The 23,485-nt window shown below is 73.0% G+C and carries 17 protein-coding genes; 7 read left to right on the plus strand and 10 right to left on the minus strand.

Annotation, left to right across the window (positions count from 1 at the left end; genetic code table 11):
- Positions 1–7: 7 nt before the first annotated feature.
- From AC07FK_RS18600 to AC07FK_RS18615, 4 genes are all read right to left on the minus strand, one after another.
- A complete protein-coding gene (locus tag AC07FK_RS18600) occupies positions 8–1,135 on the minus strand; it encodes an HTTM domain-containing protein (protein WP_479105977.1) in 1,128 nt (375 codons plus the stop codon).
- Positions 1,132–1,758, minus strand: coding sequence for a DUF5819 family protein (locus tag AC07FK_RS18605; protein ID WP_479105978.1), 627 nt, complete (start codon positions 1,756–1,758; stop codon positions 1,132–1,134). The genes AC07FK_RS18600 and AC07FK_RS18605 overlap by 4 nt, the downstream gene beginning before the upstream one ends.
- A gap of 250 nt (positions 1,759–2,008) precedes the next feature.
- Positions 2,009–2,659 (minus strand): endonuclease, encoded by a 651-nt coding sequence (locus AC07FK_RS18610; protein ID WP_479105979.1) that lies wholly within the window; start codon positions 2,657–2,659, stop codon positions 2,009–2,011.
- A gap of 171 nt (positions 2,660–2,830) precedes the next feature.
- Positions 2,831–3,286, minus strand: a complete 456-nt coding sequence (locus AC07FK_RS18615) for a YchJ family protein (RefSeq protein ID WP_479105980.1) — start codon at positions 3,284–3,286, stop codon at positions 2,831–2,833.
- A gap of 146 nt (positions 3,287–3,432) precedes the next feature.
- On the opposite strand from AC07FK_RS18615, the gene AC07FK_RS18620 reads away from it, so the two are divergent.
- On the plus strand, positions 3,433–5,217 hold the full coding sequence (locus AC07FK_RS18620) for a hydroxysqualene dehydroxylase (protein WP_479105981.1): 1,785 nt from the start codon (positions 3,433–3,435) through the stop codon (positions 5,215–5,217).
- Here the strand turns inward: AC07FK_RS18620 and AC07FK_RS18625 are convergent.
- The 4 genes from AC07FK_RS18625 to AC07FK_RS18640 form a co-directional block, all read right to left on the minus strand.
- Complete coding sequence (locus AC07FK_RS18625; RefSeq protein WP_479105982.1) at positions 5,178–8,516, minus strand: NACHT domain-containing protein; 3,339 nt, start codon at positions 8,514–8,516, stop codon at positions 5,178–5,180. The two genes, AC07FK_RS18620 and AC07FK_RS18625, sit on opposite strands and share 40 nt — an antisense overlap.
- Positions 8,517–8,577: 61 nt before the next feature.
- Complete coding sequence (locus tag AC07FK_RS18630; RefSeq protein WP_479105983.1) at positions 8,578–9,339, minus strand: amino acid ABC transporter ATP-binding protein; 762 nt, start codon at positions 9,337–9,339, stop codon at positions 8,578–8,580.
- A complete protein-coding gene (locus AC07FK_RS18635) occupies positions 9,336–10,229 on the minus strand; it encodes an amino acid ABC transporter permease (RefSeq protein WP_479105984.1) in 894 nt (297 codons plus the stop codon). The genes AC07FK_RS18630 and AC07FK_RS18635 overlap by 4 nt, the downstream gene beginning before the upstream one ends.
- The gene (locus AC07FK_RS18640; RefSeq protein ID WP_479106189.1) at positions 10,226–11,125 is read right to left on the minus strand and encodes an ABC transporter substrate-binding protein; all 900 of its coding nucleotides are present in this window, start codon (positions 11,123–11,125) and stop codon (positions 10,226–10,228) included. The genes AC07FK_RS18635 and AC07FK_RS18640 overlap by 4 nt, the downstream gene beginning before the upstream one ends.
- Before the next feature lie 614 nt (positions 11,126–11,739).
- Between AC07FK_RS18640 and AC07FK_RS18645 the strand changes: the two genes are divergently transcribed.
- From AC07FK_RS18645 to AC07FK_RS18665, 5 genes are all read left to right on the plus strand, one after another.
- Positions 11,740–13,026, plus strand: coding sequence for a VWA domain-containing protein (locus tag AC07FK_RS18645; protein WP_479105985.1), 1,287 nt, complete (start codon positions 11,740–11,742; stop codon positions 13,024–13,026).
- On the plus strand, positions 13,026–13,820 hold the full coding sequence (locus tag AC07FK_RS18650; RefSeq protein WP_479105986.1) for a hypothetical protein: 795 nt from the start codon (positions 13,026–13,028) through the stop codon (positions 13,818–13,820). The genes AC07FK_RS18645 and AC07FK_RS18650 overlap by 1 nt, the downstream gene beginning before the upstream one ends.
- A gap of 201 nt (positions 13,821–14,021) precedes the next feature.
- Positions 14,022–15,341, plus strand: coding sequence for an MFS transporter (locus AC07FK_RS18655; RefSeq protein WP_479105987.1), 1,320 nt, complete (start codon positions 14,022–14,024; stop codon positions 15,339–15,341).
- A gap of 5 nt (positions 15,342–15,346) precedes the next feature.
- Positions 15,347–16,672 (plus strand): anhydro-N-acetylmuramic acid kinase, encoded by a 1,326-nt coding sequence (locus AC07FK_RS18660; RefSeq protein WP_479106190.1) that lies wholly within the window; start codon positions 15,347–15,349, stop codon positions 16,670–16,672.
- A gap of 66 nt (positions 16,673–16,738) precedes the next feature.
- Entirely contained in the window at positions 16,739–18,664 is a 1,926-nt protein-coding gene (locus AC07FK_RS18665; protein ID WP_479105988.1) for a M64 family metallopeptidase, read from the plus strand.
- Between the two features lie 101 nt (positions 18,665–18,765).
- On the opposite strand, the gene ligA is transcribed toward AC07FK_RS18665, so the two are convergent.
- On the minus strand, positions 18,766–20,865 hold the full coding sequence (ligA, locus tag AC07FK_RS18670; protein ID WP_479105989.1) for an NAD-dependent DNA ligase LigA: 2,100 nt from the start codon (positions 20,863–20,865) through the stop codon (positions 18,766–18,768).
- 203 nt (positions 20,866–21,068) lie between these two features.
- Between ligA and AC07FK_RS18675 the strand changes: the two genes are divergently transcribed.
- Entirely contained in the window at positions 21,069–21,791 is a 723-nt protein-coding gene (locus AC07FK_RS18675) for a transcriptional regulator (RefSeq protein ID WP_479105990.1), read from the plus strand.
- 201 nt (positions 21,792–21,992) lie between these two features.
- Here the strand turns inward: AC07FK_RS18675 and AC07FK_RS18680 are convergent, their stop codons facing one another.
- On the minus strand, positions 21,993–23,468 hold the full coding sequence (locus AC07FK_RS18680; protein WP_479105991.1) for a nucleobase:cation symporter-2 family protein: 1,476 nt from the start codon (positions 23,466–23,468) through the stop codon (positions 21,993–21,995).
- Positions 23,469–23,485 lie beyond the last annotated feature (17 nt).

Below are 23,485 nucleotides of genomic sequence, written 5' to 3' on the forward strand. Positions count from 1 at the left end.
CGCCGGGTCACGCCGTCGAACGGACCTCCGCGCCCGTCACCGGTTCGCCGTCCTCTGCCCGGGGCGGCGGAACCGGTGCCCGCGCCTTCTCCTGCGGAGCCGCCCGCACCGTCCGCACCAGCCGTGACGCGGCGAGCCAGAAGGTGGTCGGCAGGAACACCAGGTCCCCGACGATCGTGATGGCCGAGAACATCGGCAGCGCCATCAGCACACCGATGCCGATGTGCGTGGTGAGCATGACGACGAGGATGCAGTACTTCAGGCGCCGGTTGAACACCAGCGCCGGGAACAGCATCTGCGAGAACACGGTCACGTACGCCATGAACGCCGCGAACGTGCCGTGGCCCGCGATCCAGGCGGACAGTTCGGGGAACGTCGAGAAGTCGTCGTACATCATCGAGTAGTAGAGCGCCGTGCCGTTGCGCCACGACTCGCCCTGGATCTTGTACATCGCCGCGGAGCCGTAGATCACCATGACCTGGAGCGCGATCATCGCCATGCCGCCGTTGTGCAGGACGGTGACCACGCGGCGGCGCAGTTCCTCCGTCTCCTCGCCCCAGAAGACGAACCGCGCCCCGGCCGCCTTCTCCCCCCGCTCCGCCCTGCGGGCGCGGCGGCGGGCGTCGAGCGACCAGTGACGGCCGGACGCGACGAAGACGAGGTAGTTGGCGAAGAGCAGACTCAGCAGCGCCCAGCCGCTGTTGGCCATGGACCCCCGGATGTAGAAGGCCACCACGAGGAACCAGAAGAGCACGGCCACGACGCGGGTCCGCCAGCCGAGCATCAGCAGGGCGCTGAGCACGACGGCGAGCCCGTACCAGGCCCAGAAGACGAGCGCGCTGTCGGTGACGAGGAGCGAGTACCACCAGGAGAACGCGCCGTCCCAGCCCCTGGCCCGCAGGGTCTGCTCGAAGAGGTCGGCCGTGAAGGGGGAACCCGGCCCCCACAGGCGGTCGGCGCGTGCCGATTCGCGGAGCAGGTGGATCAGGTACAGGCCGCCGAGGCCGATGCGGATCGCGGCCGCGCTGTAGGGCGCGAGCGGCTGGAGAGTCAGCTTCCGGGCGGTGCCCACGACGTTCCGGCCGAGCCCGGCGGCGGAGTCGCGCCCCAGGACGAGTGCTGCGCGTACGGTCATGAGCGGACCTTCCAGTACCCGAGGGTCTGATACTGCGGGCGCGTGACGGAGGCGTCCGGCCTGGAGCCGGGCGCCGGTATGCGGGTGCTCTTCAGGCGCAGTTGCACGGCCTGCCCCGGCTCCTTGCCCATGTCGTCGAGCCGTACGAGGACGACGTTGAGCAGGTAGCGCGCGGAGCGGCCGGTGGCCTGGCGGGCGTTGCCGCGCGCGGCGTTGGTCCGGTACTGGGACACGGCCCGGCGCAGTACGAGCTGGTCCTCGATGCTGGGGAGCAGTTCACCCCGGTACGCCGCGTTGTCGTGCGCGGTGAGGTCGATCCAGGGGCCGAACCTGCCGTCGACGTTCGCGCGCACCTCGAGGTGCTGGTTGTACTTGGAGGGCTCGGGCGCGAAGATGCTCCAGTCCTGCGGGAAGAGCGGCCGCATCCATCCGTTGACCTGCTTCGCGTAGGTCCTGGACAGCGGGAAGTCCGTGGCGACGTAGAGCAGCAGCATGCTGGAGTGGACCAGGGCGACGAACGCGATAAACGCCGCGAACCACCGGAGGACCCCGCGTCGCGACGCCCCAAGAGGCGTGCCTCTCGGGGCGAGTGGGTCGGGCGGCGGTATGACGGACTCGGCCACGCTGGTTCTCCTCATGGTGCCCAGGCATATCAACGGCGCCCAGGGTATCCGTGCCGGTGGCCGCGCCCGTCGCCCGTCCCCGCGTCGCGCGGCCCGCAGCCGGTGACGCCACACCTGTTGCGCCGCGCCCCTCGCCACCCGCACGCGGAGACCGCCACTGACCCCCCGCCCGCCGGCGCCGCCCGTCAGCACCCGCCCGTCACGGCCCACTTGCGGCGACCCGCTCGCGGCGATGCGGACACCCGGGTGGTCAGTCCCGGACCGTCCGGAGCTCGTCCGCGATGCGCCGGTCGAGTGCGGCCCGTACGAGCGCCGCCGCGAGTGCGGCCACTTCCCCTTCACCGACGAGGCCCGCCAGCTCGTCCGGCGCCGTGGGGAGCCCGAGCCGCTCCGCGCCCTGGAGCGCCTTCCGGTCCAGGTACGGCGCGACTTCGGGCCAGACGGCCTGCGCCTCGCGCAGGAAGATGTCCGTACCGGCGGGCCCGAGTCCTGGCACCTCGCGCAGCAGGCGCCGCAGTTCGTCCGTATCGCCGTCGGCGGCCGCGCGCATGCGGCGCAGGTCGCCGCCGTACGTGCCGAGCACCAGCCGGGCCGCGTCCCCCAACTGCGTGGCTGTCCGCTCGTCGTAGCGGCGGTAACCGCCCTGCCCCAGGGCGTCGACGCGCTTCTGCCAGGTGGCGCGCTCCATCCGGCGCGCGTCGCGCATCCCCGCGTCGTGCAGCGCGCGGGCGGTGGCAACGGCGATCGGGGCCCGGATGCGGGCACTGAGCAGACAGGCCAGGACGAGGAGGCGGTAGAGGGGTTGCGGTGTGTCGCGCAGCCGGATGCCTGCCTCGGCGGCGTACGTACGCCCGTGCGCCTCGAGGAGGGCCCGGACCGTGCGCTCGGGTGCGGCGCTCACGCCGGCTTGAGGGGATCGTGCCCCAGCGCGGATGTGCCGTCCATCTGGTGCCTCCCGGTGGTGCGAGGGGTGTGCGGCGGGTGGGGCGGCGGGGTGATCCGCCGTCGCGTCCGCAGTACCCCTGCGATGTCGCCCGAAACGCGACCAGAGCGGGAGGAAAGGGTCCGACGGCTAGCGTGTGAAGACCGCGTCGAGGTAGACCCAGGCGCCCTCGTGGCGCTCGAAGCGGCTCTGCTCGTGCAGGGATCCGGCCTCTCCTTGATGTGTGTAGTGGGCGCGGAAGGTGACCGTGCCCGTGGTGTGGAAGGCGCTGCCGTCCGTGGTGGCCAGGACGTCCAGGCCCTGCCAGTGCATGTCGGGGTCGAGGTCGAGCGTGCGCGGCCTGGTTCCGGGGTGCCAGGTACGCATCAGGTACGCCGCGTCCCGGGCGGCGAACGCACTGTAGCGGGAGCGCATGAGCGACTCGGCCGTCGGCGCGGCGGCCGCTCCGGAGTGGAAGCGTCCGCAGCACGCGCCGTACGTGGCGGGCAGCCCGCAGGGGCAGGGCGATGCGGCGGAGAGGGCGGCGGGCGGCGCCGGCCGGCCCTGGGGGCGGCGGCTCGTACCGCGTGAACTGCGTCGGGACATGTCCTCATTGTGCCCCGCGACCGGTGGGGCCCTTTCGCGCCAATGTGCGGGCGGGGACCGCACGCGCCTTCCGGGTCCTGGGGGCCGCCCGTATTCTCCTGGGCCTGACGCGGCGGTTACCGCCGGTAATCGACTGGGGGCGAGGCATGGGAAGTTCCAGACGCACCTTCGTGGCAGGGGCCGCGGCCGTGGCGGCGGGCGGGCCGACAGCGCTGGGAGCGGCCCCCGCGGTGGCCGCGTCCGCCGGGCCGGCGGACGCTTCGGGGCGTACGGCTCAGGAGGCCGTGGCCGTGCTGGGCGGCGGGGTCGCGGGCCTCACAGCCGCCCACGAACTCGCCGAGCGCGGCTTCGCCGTCACCGTGTACGAGAAGCGGGCGCTCGGCGGCAAGGCCCGCAGCATGGACGTACCGGACAGCGCGAAGGGCGGCCGCAGGCCGCTGCCCGCCGAGCACGGCTTCCGCTTCATCCCCGGCATCTACCACAACCTGCCGGACACGATGCGCCGCATCCCGTTCCCCGGCAATACCAACGGCGTGCACGACAACCTCGTCGCCCCGCGCGAGATGATGTTCGCGCGCACCGGCCGCGAGGACCTGCGGATGCCGATTCCGTGGCCCGGCCACCAGCCGGCCGAGCTCACCCTCGACGACCTGCGCCGGGCGCTGACCGGGCTCCTCGAAACGGCCGCGAACCTCCCCGCGCACGAGAGCGCGTACTTCGTCAACCGCGCGCTGGTCTTCCTGACCAGCTGCGACGAGCGGCGCGACGACACCTGGGAGCGCACGCCCTGGTGGGAGTTCACCCGGGCCGCCCGCATGTCCGAGGACTACCAGCGCATCCTCGCCATCGGCGTCACCCGCAACATCGTCGCGACGAAGGCGGAGGAGGCCAGCACCCGCACGGTCGGCACGCTGGGCGAGGCCTTCGTGCTGAACGCGCTGGGCCGCGGCGCCGACGGCCCGCCGGACCGCATCCTCAATGCTCCGACCAACGAGGCGTGGATCGACCCCTGGACGGACCACCTGCGCGGGCTCGGCGTCGACTTCCGGATCGGCTGGACCGTACGGGAGATGAAGTACGCCGACGGCCGGATCTCGGCTGCGGTGATCGAGGACCCGCAGGGCGTACGCCGGACCGTGACCGCCGGGCACTACGTCTGCGCCCTGCCGGTGGAACACGCGCGTCCCACCTGGACCGCGGCGATGCGCGCCGCCGACCCGCAACTGGCGCGCTGCGACCGGCTCCGGACGGACTGGATGACGGGCATCCAGTTCTATCTGACGGAGCGTACGCCGATCCTGCACGGCCACCTCAACTGCATCGACTCGCCCTGGTCCCTGACGGCCATCGCCCAGGCCCAGCACTGGCCGGACCGCGACTTCGCCGCCGACTACGGCGACGGGTCGGTCGCGGACTGCCTGTCGGTCGACATCTCCGAGTGGGACAGGACCGGGATCCTGTACGGCAAAACGGCGAAGCAGTGCACCCGCGAGGAGGTCGCGCGCGAGGTCTGGGCGCAGCTCAAGGCCGCGCTCAACGACACCGGCAGGACGGTACTGCGCGACGGCGCCCTGCACTCGTGGTTCCTCGACCCCGGCGTGGACGGCATCGGCACCCCGAACCCGACGAACGAGGACGAGCTGCTGATCCACCCCGTGGGCACGCTGCACAACCGCCCGTCCGCGGGGACGAGGATCCCCAACTTCTTCCTGGCGGGCGACTACGTGTCCGTCGACATCGACCTGGCGACGATGGAGGGCGCGAACGCGTCGGCCCGCGCGGCGGTCAACGCGCTGCTGGACCGTACCGGTTCGACGGCGCCCCGCTGCACGGTCACCCCGCTGTTCCGCCCGCCCGGGATCGAGTTCCTGAAGCGCCACGACCGCACGCGCTACCGGCTCGGGCTGCGGAACGCGCTCGATGTGGGGTGAGGGCCGTTGCTGTCCGGACGGGCCCGGGCATAGGCGGCGACCAGGCCGCGTACCCGGGCCAGGGTCTCCGGGGGCGCGCCGCGCAGCTGGCTCTCGGGCGTCCGGTCCAGCACCTCACGGACCGTGTCACCGAACCACCCGCTCTCCCACTGTGACGCGGGCGTTTCCGCCCACAGGCCCAGCACACAGGTGAAGGCGCCGCCGGCCAGGAGGGCTTCGACGACCAGTTCCCAGTAGTTCTGGAGCTCCTCGCGCTCCTCCCCGGTGGCGCCGGACTCCAGGGCCGCCATCGCGGCACGCGCCTTCAGTTCCAGCGACGCCTCCGGGTCCCGTTCCTGCGGGTACAGCGCGTCCAGCACATCCCATACCACGGACGCCGGCAACCGAGTGGCATCGTTGACCAGTTGCCCCAGCACAAGCCGGATCGCGCGTTCCCGGGTGCCGGGGTCGAGACCGGAGGGCCGCCGGAGGAACGCGCCGCAGCGCTCGTACAGAACAGCCAGGTGGCCGGCCGGGGCACCGAGGCCGCCGGCCAGCCACAGGTCGGTCAGGCTGTGGGCGACCGAAGTGGCGGTCCCCTCCGGCGTGCCGACAAACGTGGTGACGGCGGGCCCCATCCAGCGGAAGAGAGGGTCTGCGGCATGCAGGACGAGCGCGTCATTGGTCCCGCCGGACACCGCCATCTTGTGCCGGATCTGGTCCGGATACGGGCGGGACCAGCAGACGCCGCCGGTGCGGTCGGCGTGGCCCGGCGGGCGGCCGTAGAGCCAGTAGGCGTCGACCGGTTCGGGGGCGGGGACATCGTCCGCCGGCCGGATGGCCAGGTCACGCCGGTCGCCGTTCCAGGTGTGGACGAGGTCGAGCGCTATGGCGAAGTCCGTCCACTCGGGTTCGGTGAAGGCCGACCGCCACAGCAGCACGTGCCGGTGCCAGGTGCCGGCCGGATTGGCGTCCCCGGGGAACACCTGGCTCGCCGTGACTCCGTCCCTGACCAGCACCGTCAGCATCATCAGGTTCGCGCCGTACAGACCGTGCCGCGAAGAGGTCGCCCGGACGGTCGGCCGGTACTCGGCGAACCGGTGCTCGGTGCGGTTGCGGTGGTCGGCCATCACGGTGACGAGCAACTCGCCCAGCCGCTCACGGTCCTCGGGGGCGACACGCCGGATCCGGGCGCCGACGAAGCGGAGCATCTGGCGGGAGGACAGCGGCGCGTAGGACAGCAGGGCGTACAGCAGGTCGTCGTCGACACCCGCCCTGCCGAGCGACAGCGCCGGGCGCTGGTCGAGCAGACCGGTCAGCAGCTGTACGGCGAGACGCGCGGCCAGGTACTCGCCGAAGGTGGCGTGCAGGAACTCGTACGTCGCCAGCCGCTGTTCGTCGCGGAGCGCCTGTGCCCGCTGCACGAAGAAGAACCGGCCCAGCGCGATCTCCGCCTGGTCGAGCGGCGCGCGGAACCCGGCCCTGGGCGGCTCGGCGCGGCCGAGCAGCGCGGCCAGGTCCTGCTCCAGCTCGGCCGTGCTGATCCACTGCCGGTGCCGGTTGAGCATGCCGAAGGAGATCAGGGAGAGGCGCTGGAGCTCCTGCTCGACCCGGTTGGCCAGTTGCCGGCCGGTCAGCGCCGTGGCGGACTTGCCGACCTCGCGGACGGCGAACGACGCCAGCAGCTCCTCGTACAGCTCCGCCTCGCCCAGGGGTTCGTCGTCCGCCGCTCCGCGTTGCAACGCGTTGCCCGTGGCGTCGTACAGGGCGAGCATCAGCAGGAGCAGCGGCTGGGAGGCCAGGGCCCGGTGGCGGGCCGCGACGGCGGCGGGCAGCGGGCGCAGGCCGTTCGCGGTGAGGTACGGCTCGTTGAGGCGGTTCCACAGGTCGAGCCAGCGCTCCACCTGCTGCTCCCGGAAGGGTTCGAGGCGCAGCGCCACCGCGCCCTGCGGGTAGCGGGCGCGGTCGGCGACGGCGGTGCGGCTGGTCACGAGCGCGAGGACGGGCCGTCCCTGGTCCGCCTCGCGCTGCTGGAAGCGGGCCACGCGTGCCAGGTAGTCGGACTGGCTGACGCCCGTGGCCTGGAGCAGTTCGTCGAAGCCGTCGAAGAGGAGCACGGGCACGGCTCCCTCCGCCGCCCGGACCAGATCGGGCCAGGAAGCCCGCTCGCCGGTCGTGGCACGTACGGCGTGTTCGATCTGGTCCTGCACCTCGGCGTCGGCCGGCACTTCGCGCAGGATGACCCGCACGGGCAGGAAGCCCGCCTCCGGCAGCCGGGCCGCGAGGATCTTGGTCAGTACGGACTTCCCCGCGCCCGGCTGGCCGAGGACGACCAGGGGCGCGGCGGCGGTGGCGACCGAGGTGAGGGCGCCCGCCAGGTACTCGGTGAGGTCGGAGCGGACGGGCGCGGACTCCCACCACTCCTCTTCGGCGGGCCCGTGGGGACCTTCGGTGACGGCCCGGACGCGGAAGTCCGGGTCGACGTACCCCTCGCCGAGGGTGGGCAGGCACACTCCCGTCGGCGCGTCCCCCTCGGCCAGGATCGGGCGGGGCAGCGCCGCCCGGTAGCCGGTGGCGAGGGCGGCGGCGGCGTGCGTGAGGGGGCGTACGGCGGTCAGACCCGCCAGGGCGGTCTCGATTCCGGCGAGCGCCTGGCGCAGGCCGGCGCGGGTGGCCCGGTGTTCGACCTGTCCGGACCAGAAGCCGAACTCCGGTACGTCGAGGGCGAGCTGGGCGTACAGCTCCTCGTAACGGCTGATCGCCGCTTCGCACAGGGTGGAGCCCAGGGCCTCCTCGGTCGCGCGGCGTTCCGGCTCCTGCAGCCGGTCCCACACGGCCAGCCCCTGGAGGAAGGACTTCAGCCGGGCCGACAGGTCCCCGTACCAGACGAGGAGAGCGCCGAGGGTCTGCTCGTGGGCGAGGTGGGGGGCGGGCTGAGGAGCGCCGGTGGTGACCAGCCGCTCGACGAAGTCGTGCGCGTCGTGCGAACCGCCGGCCAGCCCGATCTGCTCGCGCCGCGTGAGCCGCACCTGCGCCAGGTCGAAGGGGAGTCGCACCTCCCCGAGCGCCTCGAAGTACGCCGTCACCACGAGCACCGTGTGCGCCGCCGCGATCCGGTCCGTGCGCTCGGCCCGCTCCGAGGCGCCCAGCCGCTCCCGCAGCCCGGAGGTGAGGTCGCGCCCGAGCCGGAGCACCCCGCCCCGCGCTTCGAACAGGTTGAGCACGGCGCCGCTCGCCCCGCCCGTCGCCATCGACAGCGCCCCGCCGAGCGCCTGGTCGGCCGCCGTCAGCGCCGCGCTGTCGCCGCCGAGAATCGCCACCGCGTCGCTGTAACTGAGAAGTCGTCGCCCCCGCACCGCTCCGGTCTATCACCCGCGGCCGTCACAGGCGTCCCGCTTCGACGATCCGGTGGAGGAAGCGCCGGGTGCGTTCCTCCTGCGGGGCGCCGAAGATCTGCTGCGGCGTGCCGCGTTCCAGCACCACTCCGCCGTCCAGGAAGCACACCTGGTCGGCGACTTCGCGCGCGAAGCCCATCTCGTGCGTCGCCAGGACCATGGTCATGCCGTCGCCCTTGAGGTCCCGTACGACGTTGAGCACCTCGCCCACCAGCTCCGGGTCCAGCGCGGCCGTGATCTCGTCGAGCAGCAGGAGCCGCGGGCGTACGGCGAGGGCGCGGGCGATGGCGACGCGCTGCTGCTGGCCGCCGCTGAGTCGGTCGGGGTAGGCGCCGGCCTTGTCGGCGAGGCTGAGTCTGCCGAGGAGTTCGCGCGCCTGCTGGGCCGCCTGCCCGCGCGGTACGCCGTGGACGCGGTGCGGGGCGAGGGTGATGTTCTCCAGCACGGTCATGTGCGGGAATAGGTTGTACGCCTGGAACACGACGCCGATGCGGCGGCGCACGGCGTCCGCGTCGGCCCTCGGGTCGGTGATGTCCTCGCCGTCGAGGAAGATCGCGCCGTCGTCGATCTCCTCCAGGAGGTTCGAGCAGCGCAGGAGTGTCGACTTGCCCGATCCGGACGCACCGATGAGGGCGGTGACGGTGTGCGGGGCCACGTCGAGGTTCACGTCGCGCAGGACCACCGTGTCGCGGCCGAAGGACTTGCGTACGTTCTCCAGTCGCAGGACCGGGGCGGTGTCGGTGGTCATGTGGTGCCTCCCTGGGCGCGGCGGCGGTCCATGCGGGCCGTCACCCAGTCGGTGAAGCGCGTCATCGGGATGGTCAGCGCGACGAAGACGAGGCCGGCGACGACGTACGGCGTGTAGTTGAACTCCTTGCTGGCGATGATCTGCGCCGCGTACACGGCGTCGACGGCGCCCGCGATGGAGACCAGACCGGTGTCCTTCTGCAGCGAGACCAGGTCGTTGAGCAGCGGCGGCACCACGCGGCGCACCGCTTGCGGGAGCACCACGAACCGCAGGGCCTGCCCGCCGGAGAGGCCGAGCGAGCGCGCCGCCGCCCGCTGCGAGGGGTGGACGGACTCGATACCGGCCCGGAACACCTCGGCGACGTACGCCGAATAGGTCAGGGTGAGCGCCGCGCCGCCGAGCAGGACGGGGTCGGTGGTGACACCGGCCAGCCGCAGGGCGGGGACGCCGAACACCACCAGCAGGAGGCAGATGATCAGCGGCAGGCCGCGGAAGAAGTCGGTGTACGCCGCCGCCAGGGCGCGCAGCGGGAAGAACACCGGCCCGCGCAGGGTGCGGGCGACGGCGAGGAGCATGCCGATGACGAGGACGGCGGCCCCGCAGACGACCAGCAGCCGCAGGTTGAGCCACAGGCCGTCGATGACCAGGGGGAACGCCTGCCGGGCGTATTCGGCGCTGAAGAAGGTCTCGCGCGTACGCGGCCAGCCCGGCGAGCCGGTGACGACGAGGAAGAGGACCGCCGCCGTGACCAGGGTGCTGAGCGCCGCGACGGCGGTGGCGCGGCGGGCCCGGGCCCGCTTGTGGCGCTCGCGTTCGAGGCGCCGGGCGGAGGGGACGTACGCGTCCTCCTCCCCCGCCGGCGCCGCTGTCGCCGTCTTCTCCACGGTCACTTGAGCACCGGGGCGCCGGCGGCGTCGGACAGCCACCGCTTCTCCAGCGCCGCGAGCGTCCCGTCCGCGCGCAGGGCGTCGACGGCCCCGGTCACGCACGGGGTGAGCCCGCTGTCCTTGTCGAGTACGAGACCGAACTGCTCCGCCGTGCCTTCGGTGTTCTCCAGCTGGCCGACGATCTCCGCTTCGGGGACCTCGGCGGAGGTGATGTAGAAGGCGGTGGGAAGGTCGAGGACGATCGCGTCGACCTGCCCGTTCTTCAGGGCGGTCTTGGCGAAGTCGTTCTTCTGGAAGACGGCGGGAGGCTGCTTCGGCCTGATGACGTCCTTGACGACGTCCAGGCTCGTGGAGCCCACCTGCGCGCCGAGCCTGACGTCCTTGAGACCGGCCAGGGTGCCGGCCTTCGCGGCCCTGGAGGTCTTCAGCGCGACGACGGCCTGGCGCACGTCGTAGTAACCGGAGGAGAAGGAGACGGCTTTCTTGCGGCTGTCGCTGATGGAGATCTGGTTGATGTCGAAGTCGAACTTCTTCGCGCCGGGCGCGAAGGCGGTGTTGAAGGGCACGGTCTGCCAGACCACCTGGTCCTCGCCGTAGCCGAGCTTCTTCGCCACAGCGTGGGCGACGGCCGACTCGAAACCCTTCCCGTTGGCCGGGGCGTCGTCCTCGAACCAGGGGGCGTAGGCGGGCTTGTCGGTGCCGATGGTGAGCTTGCCGGGCACCTCGGTGGTCAGCTTGCCGGGTGCGCAGCTCGCCGTGGCGCCGGGGGCGGCGGCCGGGGACTCGGGCTGCGGCGCGCAGCCGGTGACGGCCGTGACGGCGACGGCGGTGAGCGCGACGAGCGTCGCGAACGGGGCGAGGGCGGTCGTACGGCGGCGGGGCTCGCTGGCAGGGCGCATGGCGGGAGCGTCGCAGCGGACGACGGCGTCTGTCCAGGTCACAGCGGGAAACGTCCGCATCCTGGAACGCGGCAGGGCCGGTGTTGCGGGCCGGTGAATTCCCGCCGGTTCAGACCCGGGAGCGAAGCGCTCGCGGTAGGGGCTGGGCGTACGTCCGGTACGGCGGCGTAGCCACGGACGCGGGGGTCGGCGGCCGTACGGGAGTCCGCGGCGGAGGTCGGCGGCCGTACCGAGTCCGCCGGCGCGTGCGGCGGACTCGATAGACGGCGCGGTCGCCGCGTTCCCTCAGGCGGCGGGCCAGGGCGCCGCGTTGGGCGGTGGGCCGGGCGAGGGGTGTGGTGCCGAGCCGGCGCGGACCCTGCGGTGCAGGGTTGCCGGGCCGGCCGCCGTGTATGCGGCGAGGGCGGTGACGTACCGGGGCGTCGCGAGCCGCTCACTGGCCCGTCGGCGGCGGGTGGAGGCTCCCTGCTGCCGTTCGCACCGACGGGCACGCATACGGTGAGCGACCGTCACGGCCCCGCGCCGGCGCACGTGGACGCGCCCGCCGGGCACGCGCGCCGAGGGAACGGACCCTCTTTTTGGGCGCCGGAGGCGATCTTCAATAGGATCCGGCGATGATCACAAGAAAACGGCCGGCGGCAAGGGCGTTCGGCCTGCTCGTCGCCCTGGCCGCCGGGCTCCTCGCGGCCGGCCCCGCCGCTGCCGCCGCCGACGAACCGGACACGCGCCGGTCCCCCAAGGTCGAACTGGTCCTCGACGTCAGCGGCTCCATGCGCGCCAAGGACATCGACGGCACGTCCCGGATGGCCGCCGCCAAGCAGGCGTTCAACGACGTACTGGACGCCGTGCCGGAGGAGGTGCTGCTCGGCATACGCACCCTGGGCGCCGACTATCCCGGCGACGACCGCAAAACCGGCTGCAAGGACACCCGGCAGCTCTACCCGGTGGGCCCGCTGGACCGGACCGAGGCCAAGACGGCCGTCGCCACGCTGGCGCCGACCGGCTGGACGCCCATCGGCCCGGCCCTGCTCGGCGCGGCCGACGACCTCGAGGGCGGCGAGGGCTCCCGCAGGATCGTGCTCATCACCGACGGCGAGGACACCTGCGGCCCGCTCGACCCGTGCGAGGTCGCGCGCGAGATCGCCGCGAAGGGCACCCACCTGGTCGTCGACACGCTCGGCCTGGTCCCGAACGCCAAGATCCGCCAGCAGCTCACCTGCATCGCGGAGGCCACCGGCGGCACCTACACCGCCGTACAGCACACCGACGAACTGTCGGGCCGAGTAAAGCAGTTGGTGGACCGCGCGGCCGACCCCGTCGTCCAACCGGTCGCGACCGAGGGCGCGGACCGGTGCGTGGACGCGCCGCGGCTGAAGGCGGGTCTCTACACCGACCGCGAGAAGTTCTCCCAGCACCGCTGGTACCGGGTCGACGTACTGCCCGGACAGGAACTGCGGGCCTCCGTCAGCGTCGGCGCCGACCGCGCGGTGAACCGCGACTACGGCGTACTGCTGCGGGCGGTGACCACGCGCGGCAGGGAGATCGTGCGCGGCTCGGAGGCCGGTGACAGCCGTACGGACGTGATCTCGACCGGTCTGCGCTATCCGAAGGCCCCGCTGGACGACGACGTCGCCGACGAGGTGAAGCCGGCGGCCGAGACCGTGTGCCTCCAGGTCAGCAACTCCTTCTCCGCTCCCCCGTCCGTCAAGACCGCTCCGGGTCTGCCCGTCGAGCTGGCCGTCGACCTGGTGGACGGCCCCGACGAGGCGTCGGACGTCGCGTCGTTCGGCCTGGGGCACGGCTGGTGGCTGCTCGGCGTACTCACGCTGACCGGACTGCTCGCCGGACTGCTGTGGGGCTGGATCTCACGCTGGCGCTTCGCCGTATGGAGGACGAACTGATGCGTAGGACGACACGTCTGCTGAGCGGCGCCGTGCTGGCGGGCGCCGCGCTCTTCGGCGCCGCCGCTCCCGCCCTCGGCGACTCGACGCCCTCGCCGGGCGCGGGCCGCGACGGGGAGGAACAGGCCGCGCCGACCGAGGCGGGCACCACCTTCCGTACGGCGACGAAGATCCGCCAGGACCAGCCGGCCACGGCCGAGGCGTCCACCGGTGACTACCTGTACTGGGTCTTCGACGCCGACGCGGGGCGCACCGCCACCGTGCGGGCCACGGTGAAACTGCCGGAGACGGCGGCCCGGCACGGCGCTGCCACCTGGCGGCTGGACGTGTACGACGGCCTGCGCCGGCGCCAGCCCTGCGTCCACGGCGGCCAGGCTCAGGCGGCGCCCGCCGATGCCGCGTCCGTCACCGTGTCGTGCACGCTGCGGACAGTGCGGGCCTGGGCCGAGCCGTGGTCCGACGACCCGCTGCCGGGGCATTACTACGTACGGCTCACGGTCTCCGACCTGCCGCAGGAGGACCTCGGGCTGCCGGTGCGCGCCGAGGTCGTCGCGACGGCTCAGGAGGCGGGCGGCGCCACGGCGGTGGACGGCGCGCTGTCGGCGCCGCTGGTACCGGGGGCTTCGGACGCGGCGGTGGCCGAGGCGGCCGACGACACGTTCTCGTCGGGCTGGTGGTCCTCGCGCTGGCTCTGGACGGTGGGCGGGGGCGTCCTCGGGGCGGCCGCGGCCATCGCCGGGTACAGCATGACGCGCGGCTCGGGACGGCCCGCGCGGGTCCCCCCGGGCGCCTGACCCACACTCACCCCTCACGGCACGCCGTCCGGCCGGCCCGGTCTCTCCGTCAGAGGGACCGGGCCGGCCGGCGTTGGGCCCGACCGGCGCGGGGTGTGCTGATGCCGGGCGGGGTGCGCGGTCGCGGGGGCGTGGGGCGGGTGTGCGGCAGGTGGGCGCACGGGACTTGTGGTGCGGCATTCCGGTCCGCACCCTGGCCTCATGACCACACGCGCGCCCGGTCCGGTGTCGCCCCCCGTACCGGCCCGGCCGGTCCGCTCCCGCCGGGCGCTGGTGGCGGGGTCCGTCGGCAATTTCATCGAGTGGTACGAGTTCGGCGTGTACGGCTATTTCGCCACCGTCATCGCGGCGCACTTCTTCACCCCCGAGGGCGGCAGCGCCGCGGAAGGGCTCGTCAAGACGTACGCGTCCTTCGCCCTGGCGTTCTTCTTCCGGCCCGTCGGCGCGGCGGTCTTCGGGCGGCTCGGTGACCGGATCGGCCGCCGGCCGACACTGATCCTGGTCATCTGCCTGATGACGGGCGCCACGACGCTGATCGGCGCGCTGCCGACATACGCCTCCATCGGCGCGGCCGCGCCCTGGCTGCTGACACTGCTGCGGATCCTGCAAGGGCTTTCCGCCGGAGGGGAGTTCGGGGGCGCGGTGTCGGTCATGACCGAGTTCGCGCCACCGGGCCGGCGGGGCCGGTACGGGGCGTGGCAGTCGTTCACGGTGGCGCTCGGCCTGCTCGCGGGCGCGGGCGCGGCGGCGCTCCTCGCGACCGTGCTCACCGAGTCGCAGCTGAACGGGTGGGGCTGGCGGGTGCCCTTCCTGCTGACGCTGCCGCTCGGGCTCGTCGCGATGTGGCTGCGGCTGCGCCTGGACGAGACGCCCGCCTTCGCGTCGGCCGTCGCCGAGACGGGCGCACCCGTGCGGCGGCCGCCCGCCGCCGAGACGGTCAGGGCGGTCGCACTGGGCGCCGGACGGCTGATGGGATGGTCGGCGGCCGGTTACACCTTCCTGGTGGTCCTCCCCTCGTACCTCCAGAGCACGCTGAACGCGACGTTCCAGCAAGCGCTCGTCGCGACCGTCCTGGCCAACCTCGGGTTCGCGGCCTCGATCCTGCCCGCGGGTGCGGTGAGCGACCGTATCGGGCGGCGGACGGTGATGCTGACCGGAGCGCTGCTGGTGGCCGTGCTCGCGCTGCCGCTGCTGAACCTGGTGCAGGACCCGGGCGTCTCGGCGTACGCGAAAGGGGCCGCGCTCTTCGGCGCGGGGGCCGCCGTCGGGCTGATGGCGGGGCCGGGGCCCGCGATGCTGGCCGAGATGTTCCCGACCACGGTGCGCTACACGGGACTCGGTCTGGCGTACGCGCTGTCCAACGCCGTGTTCTCCGGCTGTGCGGGCCTGGTCATCACCGAGGTGGTCGGGCGGACGGGCGACACCGACATCCCCGCCTACTACGCCGCCGCCACCTGCGCGGTCAGCGTCGCCGCACTGCTGACACTGCGCGGCGACGACCACCGGCGGGCGCTGCGGTGAGGCACCTGCGGGTGGTCGGGCTGATGTCGGGCACGTCGTACGACGCCATCGACGCGGCGGCCGCCGACCTCGTCCTCGACGGGGACACGCTGGTGCTCACGCCGCTCGGCCTGATCAGCACGGCGTACGACGACGATCTGCGGGCGGCGCTGGCCGGCGCGCTGCCGCCCGCCGGGACGGATCTGGCCACCGTGTGCCGGCTCGACACGCGCATCGGGCAGGCTTTCGCCGCGGCCGCCGTCCGGGCGGACCGGGAACTGTGCGACGGGCAAGCCGGTCTGATCGCCTCGCACGGGCAGACCGTCTACCACTGGGCCGAGGACGGCCGGGTGCACGGCACGCTCCAGATCGGTGAGCCCGCGTGGATCGCCGAGGCGACCGGCCGCCCCGTCGTCTCGGGCTTCCGTACGCGGGACGTGGCCGCAGGGGGCCAGGGCGCGCCGCTGGTGAGCGTCGTCGACGTCATGTGGCTGCGGGGACGGCCGGGCCTGCCCGTGGCACTGAACCTGGGCGGGATCGCCAACGTCACGATCGCTTCGGGCGGCGAGGGCGGTACGGACGGTGGTGGCGGCGCGGGTGGTGGGGACGGTGCAGGCGGTGCGCGCAGTACCGGCCATACAGGTGGCGCAGGCCGTGCGGGTGGTGAACCGCTGGCCTTCGACACCGGGCCTGCCAACGCGCTGATCGACGCGGCGGTGCGGGAGCTGGTGGGGCGCGCGGGCGACGGCCCGGCGGCGTACTCCATGGACGTGGACGGCGCGCTCGCCGCGCGGGGCAGCGTCCATCCGCCCCTGCTGCGACGGCTGCTGACGGAGCCGTACTACGGCCGGCCCGCGCCGAAGACGACGGGCAAGGAGCTGTTCCACCTGCCCTACCTGCGGGCGGCGCTGCACGGCTTCGGGCCGCTGCCCGCCGAGGACGTCGTCGCCACCCTCACCCGGCTCACCGCGCGGACCGTCGCCGACGCCGTACGGCCCTTCGGGGCGACGGAGGTGATCGCGTCGGGCGGCGGTACCCGCAACCCGGTGCTGATGCGGTGGCTGCGGGAGGAACTGCGGGCCGGCCGGGACGGTGTGACGCTGCGGACTTCGGACGAGCTGGGGCTGCCGTCCGCCGCGAAGGAGGCGTACGCCTTCGCCGTTCTCGGCTGGCTGACCGCGCACGGCCTGCCCGGCACACTCCCTTCCTGCACCGGCGCCCGCCGCGCGAGCGTCCTCGGCTCGATCACGCCCGGGGCCCCCGGCCCGCGCCTGCCGGAGCCCGTGACGACCGCGCCCACCCGCCTGACCATTCGCGCCACGCGCAACTCCGAGCCCTTTACCGCGCGTTGACCGCGCCCGTACGCTCCCCGCCACCGCGTGATCACCGGACGTACGGCAGACGGAGGGTGCACCACCATGAGATTTCGGAACAGGCCCGCACTTCTCGCGGTGACGGGGGTGCTCCTCGTCGCCTGCGCCGTCGGCGCCACACCGCCGGCCACGGCGGCGACGGGGGCGGGGCCCGCACGGCCGCACCCCGTGACCGCGAACGCCGAGGTCGTGCCGGTTCAGCAGACCGGTCCGGCCGACCGGCGGTTCAACCTCGTCATCCTGGGCGACGGCTACACGGCGGACGACATGGCGGGCTTCCGCGCCGATGTCGACAAGCACCTCAACGTGCTGTGGAGCACGGAGCCGTTCGCCTCCTACCGCTCGTACATCAACGTCTGGGCGGTGGAGGCGCCGTCCCCCGAGTCGGGCGTCGACTGTGACCCCGGCCTGGACTCGCCCCGCCGGGACACCCCGCTGGACATGGGCTTCTGGGGCGGCTGCAACCCGGGCAGCGTGCAGCGGCTGCTGTCGATCGACTCGGCGGCGGCGACGGCGCTGGCCGATCTGATCCCCGGGTCGAAGAGTTCCAACCGGCAGATCGTCGGTCTCGCCAACAGTGCGACGTACGGCGGCGCGGGAGGGACCTTCGCCACCGCCTCGGGCGGGAACGCGCTGTCGTCGCTCATCACGCCGCACGAGATAGGCCACTCACTGGGCAAACTCCAGGACGAGTACGACTACTACGCGCGGGGCGTCCCCGGCGGCACGTACGAAGGCGGCGAACCCGACTCCGCTCATCACACGCTCCTCACCGAGGCACAGATGCGCGCCGAGCGGCGCAAGTGGTGGCGCTGGCTGGGCGAGCGCAGCGACTCCGGTGGTGTCATCGGGCGCCACGAGGGCGGCATGTACCGGACGAAAGGGGTCTGGCGGCCGAGCAGGCACTCCCTGATGAAGACGCTCGGTTACTCCTTCGACCAGGTGGAGAGGGAGGTCATGACGCAGGCGATATCCGCCAAGGTCGATCTGGTGCAGGGCCACGCGCCGAACGACGCGCCGGTCGGCGACGACCGGACGGTGTGGGTCGACACGCTGCACCCGGTCGGCGGGGAACTCGACACCGTGTGGCGGCTGGACGGCCGTCGGGTGAGCGGCACGGCGGGTGAGCGCAGCCTGGATCTGCGGCGCCTCGGTCTTCACGAGGGCCGTCGGCACACCCTGACGGCGACGGTCTCGGACCCGACCCCGTTCGTGCGGGACCCGCGGATCCGTGCCTCCGCCGCGCTGACCCGCACCGTCACGTGGACGGTGGACCCGGCGGTCACGACGCGGCCGGTGTCCGCCGCGGCGGAGTTCACCGGCCACACCGGGACCGCCGCCCCCGTGGGGGCCGAGTCGGTCGTGTACGCCGACACCACTCACCCCACGAGCAGCATCCCGCGGGTGCGATGGGTGCTGGACGGGCGGCCGGTGCGCAACCCCGGCAACGACCGTGACCTGGACCTCGGCGCACTGGAGCTGGGGCGCGGCAGTCACACGCTGACGGCGCGCATCGCCGGTACGCAGCGGACGCTGACCTGGACGGTCGACGGCACTCCGGCGAAGGCGGCGTACGCCCTGTCCGAACCGCTGCGTACGGTGCGGCGGCCGGGGAAGCCGGCGGAGTACGTCTACGACGGCCCGTTCACGATGAAGCTGACGGCTCGGGACGACCAGGAGGGGTACGTCGTCTCGCAGTTCAGAGTCGACGGCGACGGGTGGTACACGTACTTCGGCTGGCCGACGGACGCGGACGCCCCGTTCCGCTTCACTCCGGGTGGCACGGTCATCGACGACCTGGTCTACGGCAAGCTCGGCACACCGCGCGTCGTGCCGTGGGACGACGCCACACCGGAGTACGGATCGCACACGATCGAGTACCGCACGATCGACTCGGCGGGCAACGTCGGCCCGGCGAAGGCGTTCCGCGTCACGCTGGTCCCGCCGGGGGCGGGAGGCAGCGGGCGCTGAGGCTTCTGAGGCAGGGGCCGGGGCGAGGGCGCGCGACACCCGCGACGGCCTCCCCCTCCCCGCCCCGGCCCGGAGCACCGCCCCGACCACGCCGCCGCCCGCTAGTCCTCCGGCAGCACGGCCGCGACCATCGCCGCGAACTCGTCGGGGGTGGCGACGCGGACGCCCAGGTCCTCCGCCTTCGCTCGCTTCGAGCCCGCGTTGTCGCCCGCCACCACCAGCGCCGTCCGCTTGGAGACGCTGGAGGACGCCTTGCCGCCGGCGCGCTCGATGACCTCGTTCATCTGGTTCCGGCTCAGCTTCTCCAGGGGGCCGGTCATCGCGCCGGTGACGACGACCGACATGCCGGCGAGCGGACCGGCGGGCTCGGCCGCTTCCTCCGGCGCCGCCCCTTCCGCCGCCTCGTTCTCCGCCGGCGGCGTCGCTCCCGGCTCCGTCATGTTCACCCCCGCGGCGACCAGCTTGGCGATCAGCGGGCCGAGTTCGGCCAGTTCGGCGACGATCACCGGCGCCTTCTCCACCCCGATGCCCTCCACCCGCTGCACCGCTTCCGCGTCGGCGGACCGCAGGTGGTCCATCGTCGCGAAGTGCCGGGCGATGCGGCGGGACATCGAGCGGCCGGTTCCGCGCACGCCGAGCGCCGCGAGGACGCGCGACAGGGGCCGGGTCCTGGCCCGCTCGATGGCGGCCAGCAGGTTGTCCGCGCTGGTCTCGCCCATCCGGTCCAGCGTCAGGAGCTGCTCGCGGCTGAGGGAGAACAGGTCGGAGAAGTCGCCGACCAGGCCCGCGTCGACGAGCTGTACGACCCGCGTCGTGCCCAGGCCCTCGATGTCGAGCTGGTCGCGCCCGACCGCGTACGCGATGGACGCCACGACCCGGCAGTCGCGGCCGCGCACGCACCGCCAGCGCTGCTCGCTCGCGTCGATCTCCGAACCGCACTGCGGACAGGTCTCCGGGAAGACGATGGGCTGTTCGTCCCCGGTGCGCAGATGCGCGACCGGCGCCTCGATGCGCGGGATGATGTCGCCCGCCTTGTAGACCATCACCTGGTCACCTAGGCGCAGGTCGCGCCGCGTGATGTCGGCCGGGTTGTGCAAAGTGGCGTACGTGACCGTCGACCCGTCGATCTCCACCGGTTCGAGCACGGCGCGCGGCGCGATGATCCCCGTACGCCCGACGTTCCACTCCACCGCGATCAGCCGGGTGACCTTCTCCACGGCGGGGAGTTTGTACGCGATGGCCCACCGCGGCGCCCGCGAACCGGCTCCCGCCTCCCGCTGGTCCGCCGCCGAGTCCGCCTTGACGACGATCCCGTCGATGCCGAACGGCAGCTCGGGACGCAGGGCGGCGATCTCCTCGATCCGGGCCCGCGCCTCCTCTGCCGTGGCCGCCGTGCGCGGCGGCACGGCGGTGTCGGCCGCGGTGTGCACACCGAGCGCCGCGACACGCCGCAGGATCTCGCTGTGCGGCCGCTCCTCCAGCCCCTCACCGAGCTCCCCGGACCCGGGCAGCGGCAGGGCGCCGTACGCGAAGAAGGTCATCTCCACCGTGTACGGGCGGTCCTTGGCCCGCAGCGTGCCCGCCGCGCCGTTGCGCGGATTGGCGAACGGCTCCCCGCCGTGCTCCGTGCGCACCGCGTTCGCCTTCTCGAACTGCTCGGTCGTCATCAGGACTTCGCCGCGCACCTCGAAGGTGGCCGGCTCGGTCAGCTCGCCGGGCAGCCCCACGATGGTCCCCAGCGCGTGCGACACGTCCTCGCCCGCCGTGCCGTCCCCGCGCGTGATGAGCTGCACGAGTCTGCCGGACCGGTAGCGTGCGGCGACGGCGAGGCCGTCGAGCTTCGGCTCGACGCTCCACTGCTCGACCGGCCGGCCGAGTCTGCGTTCCAGAGAGGCCGTCCAGGTGACGAACTGCTCGGGCGAGAACACGTTGTCCAGCGACAGCATCGGCACGGTGTGCGGCACGTCGCCGACCGCGGCGCCGCCCGCCACCTTCCCCGTCGGGGAGTCCGGCAGCGCCTCGTCCGGATGCGCCTGCTCGTACGCCTCGATCAACCCCACCAGCCGGTCGTACGCCTCGTCGTCCAGCGCGCTGTCGCCCTGGGCGTAGTAGGCGGCGGCGGCGCGGGTCGCGGTCTGGACCGCCTCCGCGTACGCGGCGGAATGTGCGAGAACGGCAGGTGTGTTCGTCATGCCCTTCATCCTGCCTCCCACCACTGACAACGCCCCTGACCCACGCGGATCCGCCCTCCGGCGCCCGCGTAGCCGCACCTTCGGATCGAAGGCCAGTCAGCGGTTCGTACCACTGGACCTTCTGTTAATCTGCCCGCTCCTGGATGTTCGTCCACCCGTCCGTCCCCCCCAAGCGCCCACAGTCCGCCGGGTGCAGCGAGGTGTTCCCGTCCGTGTACAGCACTCCGTTTTCCCCCGCAGAGGCCAGAGCCGCGCGCGCCCGGATGGGCCTGACCACGACTCAGGTCGCCCATTCCATGGCGTCGTGCGGCGCGCCCGCCCATCCCGACCTGATAGCCGCCTGGGAGCAGGGCACCCATGTGCCCTCGGAGCCGCAGCTCTTCGCCCTGGCCGACGTCCTGTGGTGCACGTCGGCCACACTGATGGGCATCGAGCCGCGGACGCTCGCCGAGCACCGGCTGGCCAAGCTGCTGAGCGTGGAGCGGCTCGCGTACCGGATCGGCATGGACCCGGCCGCCTACCGGGCCGCCGAGGAGCAGCGGCGCTGGGACGGGGATCCGCGCCAGACCAGGGCCCTGGTCGACGCGCTGGGGCTCTCCCTGCGGAAGCTGATCGGCATCACGGGCCGGGTCGACGAGCTGGCCGAGCACCTGCGGACGGCCATCGACGGCCGGTGGAAGGCGCATGTGGCTCCCGTGGCGGAGATCGTCTGCGTCGACGAGACCCTGGTGGGCGACGCGCTGCGGGCGCTGCACGCGGAGTTCGCGGCGTTCTCCGAGCGGTACATGGGACACCTGGTGGCACGCAACGACGACGCCCGGCTCAAGGAGATCGCGGCCGAGCGCGCCGCGTTCCTGCGCCGGCTGGTCGACCACTTCTGGGAGCTGATCGGCGAGGCGGGCGAGGCGCCGCCGTTCCACCCCGCGGGCCGCTGACCCGGCCGCCGTACCTCCCGCCGGCACTTCTCGCGCCGCCGCGCCCGCACGTCCTCGCCCACCTGCCGCACCGCCACGCCCGCAGGTCCGCACGTCCGCACGTCCGCACGCCGACGACGCCACGTACGCCGCCCCGCAGGCCGCGGGCCGGTGACCCGGCCCGCGACCGGCCCTGCGCGACGCGGCCCTGCGCGACGCGGCTCAGCGCGCGGTGGCGCCGAAGTAGGGGTCCGCCGGGCCCTCGGCGACCGCGGTGTCCGCCGCATCCTCCATGTCGTCCCAGTCGATCTCCATCGCCCTGCGGCGCGTGAACACGTTGAAGAACAGGTTCAGCGTGATGGCGGTGAGGCCGCCGAGCGTGATCCCGCTGTCCAGAACCGCCTGTACGTCCTCCGGCATCCGGTCGAAGAACGGCGGGACGGTCGTCGGCAGCAGGGCGGCGCCCAGACTGACGGCGAGAATGAGGGCGTTGCGCTCCTCCCGCAGGTCCACCTTGCCCAGGATCTGGATGCCGACCGCCGCGACCATGCCGAACATCGAGATCGCCGCGCCGCCGAGCACCGGCTGGGGGATCACGGCGACCAGGCTGCCCGCCTTCGGCAGCAGCCCGAGCACGATCATGAAGACGCCGGCCGCCACGACGACGTAACGGCTCATCACCTTCGACATCCGCACCAGGCCGATGTTCTCGGCGAACGCCACGTACGGGAACGAGTTGAGGACGCCTCCGAGAACGGTCGCGGCGCCGTCGGCGCGCAGGGCTCTGGCAACGGTGTCGCCGTCGACCTTCTTGCGGGTGATCTCCCCGATGGCGTACACGTCGCCGGTGGTCTCCACCATCGTGATCAGCATGACGACGGTCATGGCGACGATCGGCAGCAGCTCGAACTTCGGCATGCCGTAGTGGAACGGCGTGCTGACCCCGAACCAGTCGGCCTGCGCGACCGCGCCGAAGTGCACGTCGCCGAGAAGCCAGGCGACGGTCGTCCCGCCGATGAGTCCGAGCAGCACGGCGAGGCTGCTGAGGAACGGCTTGCCGACCCGGACGAGAGCCAGGATGAACAGGAGCGTGCCGATCGCGTACGCGAAGTTCTCCGGTGCGCCGAACGCCGGGTCTCCCCTGAGCTGCGAGCCGCCGGCCGCGTCCTGGAGGCCCACCGGTATGAGGGTGAGGCCGATGATGGTGAGGATCGTGCCGATCACGATCGGCGGGAAGTACTTCACGAGCTTGCTGAAGAACGGCGCGAGGAGGAACGTCGCCATGCCCGCCGTGATCACCGCTCCGTAGACGACGAGCAGCCCGGCGGTGCCGCCGCCGGCGCCCAGGCCGATGGCGATCATGGGAGAGACGGCGGTGAAGGTGACGCCCTGCACCAGAGGGAGTCTGGCGCCGATCCTCCAGACGCCGAGGGCCTGGATGATCGAGGCGACGCCGCAGGTCAGCAGGTCGGCGTTGATCAGGTAGACGAGCTCCTCGTGGGACAGGCCCATGGCGTTGCCGAGGAGGATCGGGACGACCACCGCCGCCGCGTAGAACGCGAGGACGTGCTGGAAGCCGTAGAGGGTGAGTTTGGGGAGCGGGAGCAGGTGGTCGACCGGATGGACCTGCTGCCGGGAGAGGTCCCGGGCGGACCGCCGGGAGGACTGCCGGGTCGACTGTCGGGGGACTCGTGCCATCTCTGCCTTGCCTTCGC

The sequence above is a fragment of the Streptomyces sp. NPDC046122 genome (genome assembly GCF_056429965.1).